Origin of the sequence: Planomicrobium sp. CPCC 101079, from assembly GCF_007859275.1 — a bacterium.
Lineage (GTDB): Bacteria > Bacillota > Bacilli > Bacillales_A > Planococcaceae > Planococcus.
Genome location: NZ_VOHC01000009.1, coordinates 23736 through 39723, shown reverse-complemented (window position 1 = coordinate 39723; position 15988 = coordinate 23736). Strand labels below are relative to the sequence as shown.

The following is a 15988-nucleotide window of genomic DNA, read 5'->3' as shown; positions in this document are numbered from 1 at the left end:
TCCTATCAATTAAACGTATGAATACATGATATGTTCAGAGATAAATTCCCGTTCCAATTCTTCAATCACTTTTGCAACGAAAGCATTTGTCGACATGACCCGTTTCCCTTCACCTTCCAAGTCTCCTGTGCAATAGCCGTCTTCCAACACACTCATTACTGCAGCTTCAATCGCTGCCGCTTCTGCATGAAGGCCAAAAGAGTGTTTCAGCATCATTGCTGCCGATAAAATAGCCGCAGACGGATTGGCTTTGTTTTGCCCTGCAATATCCGGCGCTGATCCGTGGACCGGTTCATAAAGTCCAAAACCATCCGATCGGATGCTTGCCGAAGGCAGCATGCCAAGAGAACCAGTGATAACGGACGCTTCATCGCTTAAAATATCTCCAAACATATTTTCAGTAACGACGACATCGAAAGAACGCGGATCTGTAATCAATTTCATTGCTGCTGAATCAACTAGCATATGCTCAACTTCAACGTCAGGATACGCTTGCTTGCGTTCTTCCACTATTTCGCGCCAAAGCTTGCTTGTTTCTAACACATTGGCTTTATCAACAGACGTCACTTTACCTCTGCGGGTGCGTGCCATTTCGAATGACTGGTTAACAATGCGCTCAATCTCTTCTCGGGTATAAACCAGCGTATCAACCGCCGATTTTTCAGATTTTCGTTTCGGTTCTCCGAAATACAATCCGCTCGTCAACTCACGCACAATCATCATATCTACATCTTTAGCCACTTCTTCTTTTAACGGCGATGAAGAAAGCAGAGCCGGCACCGCTTTGACAGGCCGAAGATTTGCGAACAAATCAAAATGTTTTCGGATAGTCAATAATCCTTTTTCGGGCCGCAAGTGCGACGGTTGGCTATCCCACTTCGGACCGCCAACTGCCCCTAAAAGAATGGCGTCGCTCGCTTCACAAACTTCGATTGTTTCCTGAGGAAGCGGGCTGTTGAATTGGTCGACCGCCGTTCCGCCAATTGCCCCGTGTTTCAAATGAAAAGTATGCCCATAACGCATTGCGATGGATTGCAGCACTTTTACCGCCGCATCTGTTACTTCTGGTCCGATGCCGTCCCCTGGCAATACCGCTATTGTTTTTTTCATAGTATTTCCTCCTCTATCGATGATTGTCTGGCGTTAAATTGCTGGTATTTTTATTTTTTTCTGGCCTGTTTGGATAATTTGCCGATTTACAGCATTCAGATAAGCTTTAGCTGTCGCTTCCAACACATCTTGCGCAACATCACGGCCTGTGACCGTTTCTCCGTTGTACGTCATGTTGATAACCGCTTCCCCTAGAGCATCTCGCCCTTTGCCAATTGATGTGACACGGTAATCTAGGATATGGACTTTTCCTTCCACAATCCGCTCCAGCGTGTTGAATATCGCTTCAACTGATCCGGCTCCTGTTGCTGCTTCATTAACCATTTCCCCATCTGGATTATAAGCAGATGCTGTGGCAGTTGGGATGTTTGCCGTACCGTATTGAACTTGTACACTTTCCAATTTATAAACGGGTGTTTCTGTATCATGGATCTGCTGGTCTGTTAGCAAAACATACAAATCATCTTCAACAATTTCTTTTTTGCTGTCTGCCAGTTTTTTAAATTCAATAAATGCTTTGTTTAATTTTTCTTCCGTCAAGTCGAAGCCCATTTTAACGGCTCGGTCTTTAAAAGCATGTCTGCCAGAATGTTTCCCAAGCACCAGTTCTGTCGAGGCATCCCCAATCAGTTCTGGTGTAATGATTTCGTATGTCAACGGGTTCTTCAACATGCCATCCTGGTGAATTCCTGATTCGTGTGCAAAAGCATTTTTTCCGACTACCGCTTTATTAGGTTGGATCAAGCTGCCTGTCAATTGGCTTACCAATTGGCTGGTACGTTTTATCTCATGCAGGTTAATGCCAGTTTCCGTGTTATAGATTTGTTTGCGAATGTGCAAAGCCACTGCAATTTCCTCTAACGCCACGTTTCCAGCACGTTCGCCGATACCGTTAATAGTGCCTTCGATTTGTGTAGCACCGTTTTCGATAGCCGCCAATGTATTAGCAGTCGCCATACCAAGATCGTTATGGCAATGTGCCGACAATTTTACTTTCTCAATGCCTGTAACATTTTCCGTCATATACTTGAACATCGCCCCGTATTCCTGAGGAGTTGCGTAGCCGACTGTGTCCGGCAAGTTGATAGTTGTCGCTCCCGCATCAATGACCTTGCGGATAATATGGGCCAAGAATTCCGGGTCTGAACGGGAAGCATCTTCCGCTGACCACTGGACAAGCGGGAAGAACTTACGTGCGTATTTGACCGACTCTACAGCAATTTCCACTACTTGTTCAGGAGTTTTCATTAATTTATGTTCCATATGGATAGGAGAGGTTGCCAGGAAAATATGGATATGCGGCTGCTCCGCTCCTTTTAGTGCATCCCATGTCCGGTCAATATCACTTTTCATCGAACGTGCCAAGCCTGTTACGATGGAATTTTTAACTGTCCCTGCAATGCGCTGGACAGCGTCAAAGTCTCCCGGGGAAGCAGCAGGAAACCCTGATTCGATAATCGTCGCTCCAAAACGTTCAAGCTGGCGGGCGATTTCGATTTTTTCTGCAGTATTCAAGTTGATCCCAGCCGACTGTTCTCCGTCTCGTAGTGTCGTATCGAAAATATCAATTTGCGGCATTGGCGACCACCTCTTTATGTTTAGCTTTTTTGCCTTCATTGACGAATGGCATCATGGCACGCAACTCACGGCCAACTTGCTCGATTTGATGAGACTCTTCTGCTTTTTCGATAGCAGTGAATTCTGGACGATTCAACTGGTTTTCAAGCAACCAGCCTTTTGCGAATTTTCCGGTTTGGATATCTTTAAGGACTTCTTTCATCCGCGCCTTTGTATCAGCATCAACAATGCGTGGCCCTGAGATGAAATCTCCCCACTGTGCTGTGTCCGAGATAGAATAACGCATTCCAGACAAGCCCCCTTCATACATCAAGTCCACGATCAATTTCAATTCGTGCATACATTCAAAGTAAGCCAGCTCTGGCTGATAACCTGCTTCAACAAGCGTTTCGAATCCGGCTTTCACTAGAGAAGTTACGCCGCCGCAAAGAACTGCTTGTTCTCCAAATAAATCCGTTTCGGTTTCTTCTTTAAACGTTGTTTCCAAAACTCCAGCGCGTGCCGATCCAATTCCTTTTGCATAAGCAAGTGCCACTTCCTTAGCTTGTCCTGAAACGTCTTGGTGCACTGCGAACAACGCTGGAACACCGGCGCCTGATTCGTATGTCCGGCGAACAAGATGGCCAGGCCCTTTTGGCGCTACCAAGAAGACATCAACATCAGCAGGAGCTACGATTTGGTTGAAATGAACATTGAATCCATGAGCGAAAACAAGCGATTTTCCAGCCTTCAATGACGGCTTAATTTCTTCATTATAGATTTGTGTTTGCTTTTCATCCGGCACCAGCACCATGATAACGTCTGCTGTTTCGGCGGCTTCTTTTACTGTTGCCACTTGCATGCCATCCGCTTGTGCTTGGTCAAACGATTTACCAGGTCTTACACCGACCACTACGTTAAATCCTGAATCTTTCAAGTTTTGTGCATGTGCATGGCCTTGTGAACCATATCCGATGATAGCGATTGTCTGTCCTTTTAATACTTGCTCGTTTACGTCCTGGTTATAATACATTTTTGTCATTTTATTTCCTCCTCGAATTTTGGGTTTTTTATAATATATTTAATTGCGGCGCCTGCACTTTTTGAGTTTCTCTAACAAATGCTGAAACGCCGGTCCGGGTTAATTCTTTAATGCCGTAAGGCTTCATCAAGTCAATAAAAGCTTCGATTTTTTCCGGATCTCCAGTAACCTGGAAAGTGGTGACGTTTTTGCTCATATCGACCACTGTGGCCCGGAAAGGTTCAACAATGCTGTAAATTTCACTTCTGACAGCTGGCGGTGCTACTACTTTTACCAATGCCAACTCCCGCATGACTACCGCCTTATCAGTAATGTCATTCACCTTGATTACATCAATCTGTTTTTGGAGCTGCTTCAACAACTGTTCTAGCTTCCCTTCATCTTCCACGTTTACAATGAAGGTCATTTTTGACATTCCTGGTTGTTCCGTATGTCCCACTGAGATGCTTTCAATGTTGAACTGACGCTTCATCATGAGGCCTGTCACCCGGTTCAAAACTCCACTTTGGTTAATAACCGTTGTTGTGATTACTCGTTTCATTCGATTTTCACTCCGATCATTTGATTCAGCCCCTTGCCTGGCGCAACCATCGGATATACATTTTCCAATTGAACCACGCGGCAATCGATCAGCACTGGCTCGTTCGACGCGAATGCTTCTGCAAACACCGCTTCTGCTTCTGCCATCGTTTCAACTTTATAACCTTGAATGTCATATGCTTGAGCCAATTTCACAAAATCCGGTTGAACGGAAATCATTGACTGGGAATATCGTTCTTCGTAAAACGTTTCTTGCCACTGTCTTACCATCCCCAAACATTGATTATTCAAAATAACGACTTTCACCGGAAGCCTCATCTCCTGTAAAAGCGAAAGCTCTTGCAGCGTCATTTGGAATCCAGCGTCTCCTACAATGGCGACTACTTTCTCATGCGGCTTTGCCAACTGTGCTCCGATTGCTGCAGGAAAACCAAAGCCCATCGTTCCAAGTCCACCTGAAGTTACCCAGTGATGCGGATAATTGAATTTGTAATACTGCGCCGCCCACATTTGATGCTGCCCAACGTCTGTTGTAACTACCGCATCTCCTCCAGTTAATTTGTGGATCAACTCAATTGCTTGTTGAGGAAGAATTCCCCTCTCCTTATCCGCTTTATACTGTAGCGGATATGCAGCCGTGTTTGTTTTCAGCAACTGAAGCCATTCTGCTGTGTCAGGCGACTCGAATGGCTGATTCAGCAGTTCCTGCAAAGCTTCTTTTGCATCCGCTACTATTGGAATGGCTGTTGGTACATTCTTTCCAATTTCAGCTGGATCAATGTCGATATGGATTACTTTTGCATTTGGTGCGAAATGCGCCAAGTTGCCGGTCAGCCGGTCATCGAAACGTGCGCCGATATTTAACAGAACATCACATTCGCAAATTGCCGTATTTGCTGTATACGTACCGTGCATGCCAGCCATGCCAAGAAACAATTCATGGTGTCCATCTATCGTCCCTAACCCAAGCAACGTGTTTGTAATTGGAATTTGATGTCGCTCAATGAACTCTTGCAATTCTGCTGTTGCACGAGCCGCTAAAACACCAGCCCCCGCTAATATCAATGGTCTTTCAGATGCTGTTAAGGCTTGAATCGCTTTTTGGATTTGTAAGAAGTTCGGTTTGGTTGTTGGTTGATAGCCGGGTAATTCAACTTCATTCGGCTGTTCAGCTTCTACAAACATCTTCGCTGAAATATCTTTCGGGACGTCTATCACTACAGGTCCTGGACGACCGGTAGAAGCAATATAGAAAGCTTCATTGATGATTCTTGGTAAGTCTTCTGCATTTTTCACTTGATAATTATGCTTTGTGATCGGTTGAGTGATGCCGATAATATCGGCTTCTTGGAAAGCATCTGTTCCAATTACTCCGCTGGCCACTTGACCGGTAAAGACCACTAGGGGAATTGAATCGAGCATCGCGTCTGCAATTCCTGTCACTAGGTTTGTTGCACCGGGTCCTGATGTAGCAATGACCACTCCCGGCTTCCCTGACACTCTGGCATATCCTTCGGCGGCGTGGATTGCGCCTTGTTCATGCCGGGCAAGCACATGCTGGATTGGATTCCTGTGCAGTGCATCGTAAATCGGTAAGACAGCCCCTCCTGGATAACCGAAGATGATTTCAACTTCTTGCTCTTGCAAGGACCGAATCAGTACATCAGCCCCGCTACCTTTCAGTTTTTGGTCCGTTTCTTGCCTTACTTTCATGTTTACGCCCAATCTGTCCGCCTCCTTTTGAGTATGTCTTAAAAATAAAAAAGCTTTTTCATCCCTAAACAAAGAAACCTGTTCTTTGCTTAGGGATGAAAAAGCTTCATGGTACCACCCTACTTCGCTGCATAGCTGCAACCTCATGGATAAGCTAACTTATCCGCTGGTAACGATGGCCCAATCTTGCAGCCACCGGGAATGCCTAAACGGTATGAACCTTTCAGCACTCCACTCGGAGGGGATGTCATTAATGGCAGTATTACCGGCTTCCACCTATACCGGCTCTCTGTAAATACGTGGCCCATTAACTTTAACCTCGTCATTGAGTTGTTTTATTTAAATTGCTTTTAACTCTGTGTCATAAACTTTTACGCCATCTTCTTCTACAAGTTCACGGAATGCGGAAAGCAAATCTTTAGTAACCGGTCCTGGTTTGCCTTCTCCAATCACGCGGCCATCTACTTTAACTACGGATATTACTTCAACTGCTGTGCCGGTCAGGAACACTTCATCTGCTGTATAAACATCGTGTCTCGTAAACACGCCTTCTTGAATGTCGTAGCCTTTTTTGTTTGCCAGATCAATAATGGCGTTTCTTGTAATTCCTTCAAGTGCTCCGACATAACCGGGCGGCGTTAGAATTTTCCGATTACGGATGATGAAAATATTATCTGCTGAACCTTCAGCTACATAGCCTTGCTCGTTCATCATCAAGGCTTCAGAAACTCCAGCAAGATTGGCTTCAATTTTCACTAGAATGTTATTCATATAATTAAGTGACTTTACTTTTGGGCTTAATACATCTGCTCGGCTTCGACGCGTTGCAACTGATGCAATTTCAATACCGGAATCATAGAGAGCTTGCGGATACATCGCCAACGCTTCAGCAATAATGATAACGTTGGGTTCTTTACAGCTGAAAGGATCCAAGCCAAGATTCCCAACTCCTCTTGATACTACAAGACGAATGTAAGCATTTTTCAACTCATTGCGGCGCAGGGTCTGAACAACCAGATCGGTCATTTCTTCGAAAGTATATGGAATATCTAGCATTACAGATTTTGCAGAATCATAGAGCCGTTCTAAATGCTCTGCTAGCCGAAAAACATTTCCATTATAAGAGCGGATGCCTTCAAAGACTCCATCTCCATATAAGAAACCATGGTCGTAAACCGAGATCTTTGCATCTTCTCTCTTAACAAATCCACCATTCATGTAAATGACCTGCTCACCCATGATGTTCACTTCTTTCTACTGAAATTTAATAATGCGATATATTGTATATCTTTTAGGAAATTTAAATTGTTGTTATCATAACGCCTTTAAAATCAACTGTCAACTAAGTTTTCTGAAACTTTTAGTGAATTACAAATATTTTAAAAAGTTGTATCCGTTTTCATTGTTATAGTAGCAAGGTTTACATAGCTTTAAATTTTTTATAAAAAACTTTTAAAAACGCGAAAAATAAATGAAAAATGCGGCTGCTACTTTGCTTATTTACCGGTTTAAGCAATGGGGTACATGCTGTCAAATAGCTAGTGGCCAAATTTCATAAATCGTAATCGAGGCCTGTTTTGGTTTCAGCTTTGACTCAGCTTCACTTACACATGAAAGATTAGTGAGATCTATAGCTTTCGATAAGGAAATGAAAAACTGGAGAATTTCAAACAACAAAAAAACCCCTACCTCATTAAAAATGAGATAGGGGTTAAGCACTTAATAGAAATTACTTCTGGATAGAAGCAACAACGCCAGCGCCTACAGTACGTCCACCCTCACGGATAGAGAACTTTGTTCCTTCTTCAAGCGCGATTGGAGAGATTAGAGCAACGTTCATTTCGATGTTGTCTCCAGGCATAACCATTTCAACGCCTTCAGGAAGGTTGCAAACACCAGTTACGTCAGTTGTACGGAAGTAGAACTGCGGACGGTAGTTTGTGAAGAATGGAGTGTGACGTCCACCCTCTTCTTTTGAAAGAACATAAACTTCAGCTTTGAACTCAGTGTGTGGAGTGATTGTGCCTGGTTTAGCCAATACTTGTCCACGTTGTACATCGTCACGAGAAATCCCGCGAAGAAGTGCACCGATGTTGTCGCCAGCTTCAGCATAGTCAAGCAATTTACGGAACATTTCTACACCTGTTACAGTAGTAGATTTTGGCTCTTCTGTAAGACCGATGATGTCGATAGTATCGCCGACTTTAACTTGTCCACGCTCAACACGACCAGTAGCAACTGTACCACGACCAGTAATTGAGAAAACGTCCTCAACTGGCATCATGAATGGCTTGTCAGTGTCACGTGGTGGAGTTGGGATGTACTCATCAACTGCGTCCATCAATTCAACGATTTTTTCTTCCCACTCTTCTTCGCCTTCAAGAGCTTTAAGAGCAGAACCTTTGATAACAGGAATGTCATCGCCAGGGAAGTCATATTCTGATAATAGATCGCGTACTTCCATTTCAACTAGTTCAAGAAGTTCTTCGTCGTCTACCATATCACATTTGTTCATGAATACAACTAGGTAAGGAACACCAACTTGACGTGAAAGAAGGATGTGCTCACGAGTTTGTGGCATTGGGCCGTCAGCAGCAGATACTACTAGGATCCCGCCGTCCATTTGAGCAGCGCCAGTGATCATGTTTTTAACATAGTCGGCGTGTCCTGGGCAGTCAACGTGTGCATAGTGGCGGTTTGCAGTTTCATACTCAACGTGTGAAGTATTGATTGTAATACCGCGCTCTTTTTCTTCTGGTGCGTTGTCGATTTGGTCGTATGAACGAGCTTCCCCGCCAAGACGCTTAGAAAGAACTGTAGCGATTGCTGCAGTTAAAGTTGTTTTACCATGGTCAACGTGACCGATTGTACCAATATTCGCATGTGTTTTCGAGCGATCAAATTTAGCTTTTCCCATTAGAAAAATCCTCCTTAAAATTAAGTTGCTAGGTAATCTGCGTTCCCGGAAAAATAGGCGCCTACCATTCCGGGCATACAAATTATTTATACTTTATTAAAGATCAAAATTCAATTATTGACCTTTATTTTTTTTGATAATTTCTTCTGAAATTGATTTTGGTACTTCTTCATAGTGATCGAAGTGCATTGAGAATACACCACGGCCTTGCGTATTAGAACGCAATGAAGTTGCATAACCAAACATTTCAGCAAGAGGAACCATAGCACGGACAACTTGCGCGTTTCCGCGAGCTTCCATACCTTCTACACGGCCGCGGCGTGACGTAATGTCACCCATGATATCTCCAAGGTATTCCTCAGGGATAACAACCTCAACACGCATGATTGGCTCAAGAATTACCGGATTAACTTTAGAGATTGCATTTTTAAGAGCCATAGAAGCAGCTACTTTAAATGCCATTTCATTCGAGTCAACATCATGGTAAGAACCGTCGAACAAACGAGCTTTGATATCGATCAATGGGTATCCGGCAAGAACACCGTTGTCTAGAGAGTCGCGTAGACCCGCTTCAACTGCTGGGATGTATTCGCGAGGAACAACACCACCAACGATAGCATTTTCAAATTCAAAACCTGCTCCTTCTTCGTTTGGAGAGAATTCAATCCAAACGTGTCCAAATTGTCCGCGTCCACCTGATTGGCGTACAAATTTACCTTCAACTTGTGCAGAGCTGCGGAATGTCTCACGGTAAGATACCTGAGGTGCACCCACGTTAGCTTCTACGTTAAACTCGCGGCGCATACGGTCAACGAGGATATCAAGGTGAAGTTCACCCATACCCGCGATGATTGTTTGGCCAGTTTCCTGGTCTGTATGTGCACGGAAAGTCGGATCTTCTTCTTGCAATTTAGCAAGAGCTTGACCCATTTTATCTTGGTCCGCTTTTGATTTCGGCTCTACTGATAACGAAATAACTGGTTCTGGGAAGACCATGCGCTCAAGGATTACTTGGTGCTTCTCGTCGCTCAATGTATCTCCAGTAGATGTATCTTTAAGGCCGATTGCAGCAGCGATATCTCCGCAATATACTTCAGAGATTTCTTCACGGGAGTTAGCGTGCATTTGCAGGATACGTCCTACACGTTCACGTTTTCCTTTAGAAGAGTTTTGTACGTAAGAACCAGATTTAAGAGTACCAGAATATACGCGGAAGAACGTTAGTTTCCCTACGTATGGATCTGTCATTACTTTAAACGCTAGCGCTGAGAATGGCTCTTCTTCGCTAGGTCTACGCAATACTTCCTCATCAGAATCTGGAAGAACACCTGTCATTGGAGGCACATCCAATGGAGATGGCAGGTAATCGATTACTGCATCAAGCATTAATTGAACACCTTTGTTTTTGAAAGCAGTTCCGCAAACTACTGGGTAGAACTCAACATCCAACGTTCCTTTACGGATTGCTGCTTTAAGCTCTTCTTTTGTAATTTCTTCGCCGCCAAGGTATTTTTCCATAAGTTCTTCATCAAGCTCAGCTACTGCTTCCACTAATCTAGTGTGGTAGTCTTCAGCCTGCTCTTTGTATTCCTCTGGAATATCCCCTTCAGTAATTTCAGTTCCCAAATCGTTTGCATAGAAGCGTGCATTCATTTCAACCAAGTCAATGATTCCAGAGAACTCATCTTCGGCACCGATTGGCAATTGAATTGGGTGAGCATTCGCTTGCAAGCGATCATGCAAAGTTTTTACGGAATAAAGGAAATCAGCACCGATTTTATCCATCTTGTTGATGAAAACGATACGTGGAACTCCGTAAGTTGTAGCTTGACGCCATACTGTTTCAGTTTGAGGCTCAACACCTGATTGAGCATCAAGAACTGTAACTGCACCATCAAGTACACGCAATGAACGTTCAACTTCAACTGTGAAGTCTACGTGTCCTGGAGTATCAATGATGTTAACGCGATGTTCTTTCCATGAAGCTGTTGTTGCAGCAGATGTGATTGTAATACCACGCTCTTGCTCTTGCTCCATCCAGTCCATTTGAGAAGCACCTTCATGCGTTTCACCAATTTTATGGATTCGACCTGTGTAGTATAAAATACGCTCCGTAGTAGTCGTTTTACCGGCATCAATGTGTGCCATGATTCCGATATTACGTGTTTTGTCTAAGGAGAACTCTCTTGCCATGTTGTTTTTCTCCTTCCGTCTCGGATTAAGATTTTAACATCTTGAAAGAAATTACCAGCGATAATGAGCAAATGCTTTGTTTGCTTCTGCCATTTTGTGAATATCTTCACGTTTCTTAACTGCTGCTCCAGTGTTGTTTGCAGCATCAAGAATTTCATTAGCCAAACGCTCTTCCATTGTTTTTTCTCCACGCAGGCGTGAATAGTTTACAAGGTAGCGAAGGCCTAGAGTCGTACGGCGTTCTGGACGAACTTCAACCGGCACTTGATAGTTAGCTCCACCAACACGGCGAGCGCGAACTTCAAGAACTGGCATTACGTTTGCCAAAGCTTGTTCGTATACTTCAATTGGATCTTTGCCGCTGCGTTCTCTAACTAGTTCAAACGCTCCGTACAAAATCTTTTGTGAAGTACCTCTTTTTCCGTCGACCATCATTTTATTAATTAAGCGTGTCACCAATTTGGAATTATAAATCGGATCTGGCAACACGTCACGTTTAGCTACAGGACCTTTACGAGGCATGTATGTTCCTCCTTTCAACGAAATCACTTCGTTACTTGAATATGATTATTTTTTTTCTTTTGGACGTTTTGTTCCGTATTTAGAACGTCCTTGCATACGGCCGTTTACTCCAGCAGTATCAAGTGCTCCACGTACGATATGGTAACGTACACCCGGTAAATCTTTTACGCGTCCGCCGCGAAGAAGAATTACACTGTGCTCTTGAAGGTTGTGGCCTTCTCCAGGGATGTAAGCATTAACCTCAATTTGGTTTGTCAAACGAACACGTGCGTATTTACGCAATGCTGAGTTTGGTTTTTTTGGTGTCATCGTACCCACACGTGTACAAACTCCACGTTTTTGAGGTGAGCTAACGTTAGTCTGAGACTTTTGGAAGCTGTTATACCCTTTGTTCAACGCTGGTGAGCCTGATTTCGTGCTTTTTGGTTTACGAGGTTTGTTTACTAATTGGTTAATAGTAGGCATTGATTTTTTCCTCCTCTCAAAAGGTGTTCTAATACCACATATCCAGGTGGTTCATTTTTTGGGTAAAAACAAAGTCTTTGTGTTTTTTACACAAAAACTGTTATCCAGTAACCGTTTAGACGCTTACTGTTGTTTGTACCGATGATCGTTTTACTTATCTGAAACTACTTTAATAGTTAATCTGAGGATCATAAATCGAGCAGTAACAGACCGTTAAACATCAACCCTCAATATGTTATCATTCTCTGCTGACAGTGTCAACTGATTCCTGAAAAATCCCGGAAAGTTTTATTAAACTTTCCGGAATCAACAAGACTTTTTTATGATTCTGTGCTAACTGTTTCTGCTTCTTCGTGCAACTCATCTTTTGCAATCTTAATCTGACGGTAACGCTGCATCCCCGTTCCAGCTGGAACAAGTTTACCGATGATAACATTTTCTTTCAGACCTAACAGTTCATCACGTTTTCCTTTAATAGCCGCATCCGTTAAGACACGAGTCGTTTCTTGGAAGGACGCTGCTGATAGGAATGATTCTGTTTCAAGTGAAGCTTTCGTGATCCCGAGAATAACAGGACGGCTTGTAGCAGGCAAGTTGCCTTCTAGGACCGCTTTTACGTTCGCTTCTGTGAATTGGTGAATATCCAAAAGTGAACCTGGAAGCAAATCAGTGTCGCCGGCTTCGATTACGCGAACTTTACGGAACATTTGACGGACCATAACTTCAACGTGTTTGTCGCCGATTTCAACGCCCTGCATGCGGTAAACTTTTTGAACTTCTTTTAATAGATACACTTGTACAGATTGTACATCTTTAACTTGAAGCAATTGCTTCGGATCAATCGATCCATCGGTCAATACTTCACCGCGGCGGATTGTATCGTTAAGCTGTACTTTTAATCGTGCATTATAAGGAGCCAGATATTTACGAGTTTCAACGTCTCCTTGAATCGTAATTTCTTTCAGGCCTTCTCTAATTTCATCAATTTCGGTGATAGTACCGTTTATCTCAGAAATAACAGCTTGCCCTTTTGGATTACGTGATTCAAAAATCTCTTGGATACGCGGAAGACCTTGGGTAATATCGTCACCCGCAACTCCACCTGTGTGGAACGTACGCATTGTGAGCTGGGTTCCTGGCTCACCAATTGATTGAGCTGCAATAATCCCAACTGCTTCGCCCACTTCAACTTCATCGCCAGTTGCCAAGTTCGTACCGTAGCACTTCTTACATACGCCGTGTTTTGTGTTACATGTAAATGCCGAACGAATAGTTACTTCTTTGATTCCTGCTTCAACAATCAAACGAGCCAAGTCGTGAGTAATCAATTCGTCTTTAGCTACAATAACTTCTTTTGTTTCTGGATGGCGGATTGTTTTCTTCGCATGGCGGCCAATGATACGCTCGTCAAGCTCTTCGATAACTTCCGTTCCTTCCATTAACGCCCCAACTAGCAAGCCGCGGTCCGTGCCACAGTCATTTTCGCGGACAATTGCATCTTGTGCAACATCTACTAGACGACGAGTCAAGTAACCTGAGTCTGCTGTTTTCAGTGCTGTATCGGCAAGGCCTTTACGCGCACCGTGAGTCGAGATGAAGTATTCGAGTACCGTCAGACCTTCACGGAATGAAGATTTGATCGGAAGTTCAATGATTCGTCCAGCCGGGTTGGCCATGAGTCCGCGCATACCAGCAAGCTGTGTAAAGTTGGACGCGTTACCACGGGCACCAGAGTCACTCATCATGTAAATCGGGTTTGTTTTATCTAAGGAAGCCATCAGTTTTTCCTGAATAACATCTTTTGCGCTGCTCCAGTAAGAGATAACACGCGCATAACGCTCTTCTTCAGTAATCAAACCACGACGGAACTGCTTCATTACTTTATCAACATTTGCTTGTGCTTCGATTAAGATTTCACCTTTATCAGGAAGTACGACAATATCTGCAACCCCAACGGTAATACCAGCTTGAGTTGAGTATTTGAATCCTAGGCTCTTCATGCGGTCAAGCATTCTTGAAGTTTCTGTGATGTGGAAACGCGTAAATACTTCAGCAATGATTTCCCCAAGGATTTTCTTTTTAAATGGAGTCACTAGCTCGGCTTCTTCGATATGACGGCGGACATCTGTCGTAGTCGGCACGAAGTACTTCGCTGGTGTTTCCACCTGCAAGTTGTAATTTGTCGGTTCATTGATGTAAGGGAATGACTTTGGCAGAATCTCATTGAAAATGACTTTACCGACTGTTGTCAGCAATAGCATTTTGTTTTGCTCTTCTGTAAATGTCGGGTTGTTAACTGATCCCGCTAAGATGGCAATACGTGTATGAAGATGGACGTGGCCTGTTTGATAAGCGATCATTACTTCTTCCGGTCCGGTAAAAGTAGCGCCTTCTCCTGTAGCACCTTCACGCTCAAGCGTTAAGTAATAGTTCCCTAAAACCATATCCTGAGAAGGTGTTACAACAGGTTTCCCGTCTTTCGGGTTCAAAATGTTTTGAGCTGCAAGCATTAAAAGTCTTGCTTCTGCTTGTGCTTCGGATGATAACGGTACGTGAACAGCCATTTGGTCACCATCGAAATCGGCGTTGTATGCGGTACATACAAGCGGATGAAGACGGATCGCTTTACCTTCAACCAAGGTCGGTTCAAATGCCTGGATACCAAGTCTGTGAAGGGTTGGTGCCCGGTTCAATAGAACCGGATGCTCCTTAATGACATCTTCCAGTACATCCCAAACTTCAGAATGAAGACGTTCAATTTTGCGCTTCGCGCTCTTGATGTTGTGGGCAAGCCCACGTTCAACAAGTTCTTTCATAACGAAAGGCTTGAACAATTCGATTGCCATTCCCTTCGGCAAACCGCACTGATACATTTTCAAGTTTGGTCCAACAACGATAACTGAACGACCTGAATAGTCAACACGTTTACCAAGAAGGTTCTGGCGGAAACGTCCTTGTTTCCCTTTTAACATATGAGAAAGAGATTTCAATGGACGGTTACCTGGTCCTGTAACAGGACGGCCACGGCGGCCATTGTCAATCAGCGCATCTACAGCTTCCTGAAGCATGCGTTTTTCGTTTTGGACGATAATGCTAGGAGCACCAAGATCCAATAAGCGTTTCAAACGGTTATTCCGGTTGATTACGCGGCGATAAAGATCATTTAGATCGGAAGTCGCAAAGCGACCGCCGTCCAATTGAACCATCGGGCGAAGTTCAGGTGGAATAACTGGAAGAACATCCAGAATCATCCAATCAGGATTGTTTCCTGAGTTACGGAAAGATTCCACTACTTCAAGGCGTTTGATCGCACGAGTGCGGCGTTGGCCTTGAGCCGTTTTCAATTCTTCTTTCAATGAGTCAGTTTCGCGTTCAAGGTCGATTTCTTGAAGAAGTCGTTTGATCGCTTCCGCTCCCATAGCGGCTTGGAATTTTTTCCCAAACTTATCACGGTATGCGCGGTATTCCTTTTCAGAAAGAAGCTGTTTCTTTTCAAGTGGTGTATCCGCAGGATCGATTACTACATAAGAAGCAAAATAGATAACTTCTTCGAGTGAGCGCGGGGACATATCCAAGATAAGGCCCATACGGCTCGGAATCCCTTTGAAATACCAGATATGTGAAACAGGAGCTGCAAGTTCAATGTGGCCCATACGTTCACGTCTTACTTTTGAACGCGTAACTTCAACGCCACAGCGATCACAGACAACACCTTTATAACGAACGCGTTTGTATTTTCCGCAATGGCATTCCCAGTCTTTTGTAGGACCGAAAATACGTTCACAGAACAAACCGTCTTTTTCAGGTTTTAATGTACGGTAGTTAATTGTTTCTGGCTTTTTGACTTCTCCATAAGACCATGAGCGAATTTTATCGGGTGACGCTAATCCGATTTTCATATACTCAAAATTGTTAACATCTATCAAGGA

General features: G+C 43.8%; 11 protein-coding genes. All 11 read right to left on the bottom strand.

Annotation, left to right across the window (positions count from 1 at the left end):
* Positions 1–9: 9 nt before the first annotated feature.
* Positions 10–1110 (bottom strand): 3-isopropylmalate dehydrogenase, encoded by a 1101-nt coding sequence (leuB, locus tag FQV28_RS03940; protein WP_146494292.1) that lies wholly within the window; start codon positions 1108–1110, stop codon positions 10–12.
* A gap of 33 nt (positions 1111–1143) precedes the next feature.
* Positions 1144–2688, bottom strand: coding sequence for a 2-isopropylmalate synthase (locus FQV28_RS03935; protein WP_146494291.1), 1545 nt, complete (start codon positions 2686–2688; stop codon positions 1144–1146).
* Positions 2675–3709 carry a ketol-acid reductoisomerase gene (gene ilvC, locus FQV28_RS03930; RefSeq protein ID WP_146494290.1) on the bottom strand — a complete coding sequence of 345 codons (1035 nt, stop codon included), beginning with the start codon at positions 3707–3709 and terminating at the stop codon, positions 2675–2677. The genes FQV28_RS03935 and ilvC overlap by 14 nt, the downstream gene beginning before the upstream one ends.
* A gap of 28 nt (positions 3710–3737) precedes the next feature.
* Positions 3738–4250: an acetolactate synthase small subunit gene (ilvN, locus tag FQV28_RS03925; protein ID WP_146494289.1), complete on the bottom strand. Its 513-nt coding sequence runs from the start codon at positions 4248–4250 to the stop codon at positions 3738–3740.
* A complete protein-coding gene (gene ilvB, locus FQV28_RS03920) occupies positions 4247–5962 on the bottom strand; it encodes a biosynthetic-type acetolactate synthase large subunit (RefSeq protein ID WP_186763776.1) in 1716 nt (571 codons plus the stop codon). The genes ilvN and ilvB overlap by 4 nt, the downstream gene beginning before the upstream one ends.
* Positions 5963–6301: 339 nt before the next feature.
* Positions 6302–7201, bottom strand: a complete 900-nt coding sequence (gene ilvE / locus FQV28_RS03915; protein ID WP_146494287.1) for a branched-chain-amino-acid transaminase — start codon at positions 7199–7201, stop codon at positions 6302–6304.
* A 490-nt stretch (positions 7202–7691) separates the two neighbouring features.
* Complete coding sequence (tuf, locus tag FQV28_RS03910) at positions 7692–8879, bottom strand: elongation factor Tu (protein ID WP_146494286.1); 1188 nt, start codon at positions 8877–8879, stop codon at positions 7692–7694.
* A gap of 114 nt (positions 8880–8993) precedes the next feature.
* Positions 8994–11072, bottom strand: coding sequence for an elongation factor G (gene fusA / locus FQV28_RS03905; RefSeq protein WP_146494285.1), 2079 nt, complete (start codon positions 11070–11072; stop codon positions 8994–8996).
* A gap of 51 nt (positions 11073–11123) precedes the next feature.
* A complete protein-coding gene (gene rpsG / locus FQV28_RS03900) occupies positions 11124–11594 on the bottom strand; it encodes a 30S ribosomal protein S7 (RefSeq protein ID WP_146494284.1) in 471 nt (156 codons plus the stop codon).
* 45 nt (positions 11595–11639) lie between these two features.
* Positions 11640–12059 carry a 30S ribosomal protein S12 gene (rpsL, locus tag FQV28_RS03895; RefSeq protein WP_146494283.1) on the bottom strand — a complete coding sequence of 140 codons (420 nt, stop codon included), beginning with the start codon at positions 12057–12059 and terminating at the stop codon, positions 11640–11642.
* 320 nt (positions 12060–12379) lie between these two features.
* Entirely contained in the window at positions 12380–15985 is a 3606-nt protein-coding gene (rpoC, locus tag FQV28_RS03890; RefSeq protein WP_146494282.1) for a DNA-directed RNA polymerase subunit beta', read from the bottom strand.
* Positions 15986–15988: the final 3 nt, after the last annotated feature.